Raw genomic sequence first — 1,421 nt, forward strand, 5'->3', positions numbered from 1 at the left:
AGTTGAGTCCCCGATAGTGGTGTAGCGCGGTCGTCGAGATCGTCGCCGGCGTGTACGTCGGAACGAAGCGCGGCCACCGCGTGATCCTTCGAGTCAACCTTCCACAGAATCCTCGAGGACCATCACGATGACCGCTCCCCAGATTGTCGACCCTGCACGCCTTCTCGGCGAAGCACTCGCCGAGGCCAGCCCAGACCTGATGCGTTCGCTGCTGCAGACGATCATCAACACCCTGCTCTCCGCCGATGCCGACGCCGTCGTGGGCGCCGAGTACGGCCGTCCCTCTCCGGGCCGGGTCAGCCAGCGCAACGGCTACCGGCATCGCGATCTGGACACTCGGGTCGGCACCATCGACGTCGCGATCCCCAAGCTCCGCAAGGGAAGCTATTTCCCCGAGTGGCTTCTCGAGCGCCGCAAGCGTGCCGAGACCGCCCTCATCACGGTCGTGGCCGACTGCTACCTGGCTGGCGTGTCCACCCGGCGGATGGACAAGCTGGTCAAGACCCTGGGCATCGACTCGCTGTCGAAGTCGCAGGTCTCCCGGATGGCGACCGAGCTCGACGAGCACGTCGAGCAGTTTCGGCACCGTCCCCTCGATGCCGCCGGACCGTTCACGTTCGTGGCCGCCGACGCGCTGACGATGAAGGTCCGCGAGGGCGGGCGGGTGATCAACGCCGTCGTGCTGGTCGCGACCGGCGTCAACGGCGACGGGCACCGCGAGGTCCTCGGCATGCGTGTGGCCACCAGCGAGACCGGGGCGGCGTGGAACGAGTTCTTCGCCGACCTCACAGCCCGCGGCCTGGCCGGGGTCCGGCTGGTCACCTCCGACGCGCACGCCGGGCTCGTCGAAGCCGTCGCAGCGAACCTGCCCGGCGCCGCCTGGCAACGATGCAGAACCCACTACGCCGCCAATCTGATGTCGGTGACACCGAAGTCGATGTGGCCAGCGGTCAAGGCGATGCTGCACTCGGTCTACGACCAGCCTGACCGTCCCGCGGTGCACGCCCAGTTCGACCGGCTCCTCGACTACGTCGACGGCAAGCTGCCCGACGTGCACGACCACCTCGACGCCGCCCGCGCCGACATCCTCGCCTTCACCGAGTTCCCCAAGGACGTATGGACCCAGATCTGGTCCAACAACCCCGCCGAGCGCCTCAACCGCGAGATCCGACGCCGCACCGACGCCGTCGGCATCTTCCCGACCCGCGAGGCCATCGTGCGGCTCGTCGGCGCGGTCCTGGCCGAGCAGACCGACGAATGGGCCGAAGGCCGCCGCTACCTCGGACTCGAGGTCCTGGCCCGCTGCCGCATCAACATCGTCGCCACCAACGACACCGAGATCGGAGCTGACACCATGCCAGCACTCACCGCCTGACCCCACCCGGATCACGCAGCGCTACACCACTCCCGGGGACTTGACC

General features: G+C 68.2%; 1 protein-coding gene. It reads left to right on the top strand.

Features of this window, described 5'->3' with window-relative positions; translation table 11 throughout:
* Window positions 1-127 precede the first annotated feature (127 nt).
* Window positions 128-1,375, top strand: coding sequence for an IS256 family transposase (locus FIP57_RS22935; protein WP_148576232.1), 1,248 nt, complete (start codon window positions 128-130; stop codon window positions 1,373-1,375).
* Window positions 1,376-1,421: the final 46 nt, after the last annotated feature.

Source organism: Nocardioides caldifontis (assembly GCF_008087345.1).
GTDB classification, from domain to species: domain Bacteria; phylum Actinomycetota; class Actinomycetes; order Propionibacteriales; family Nocardioidaceae; genus Marmoricola_A; species Marmoricola_A caldifontis.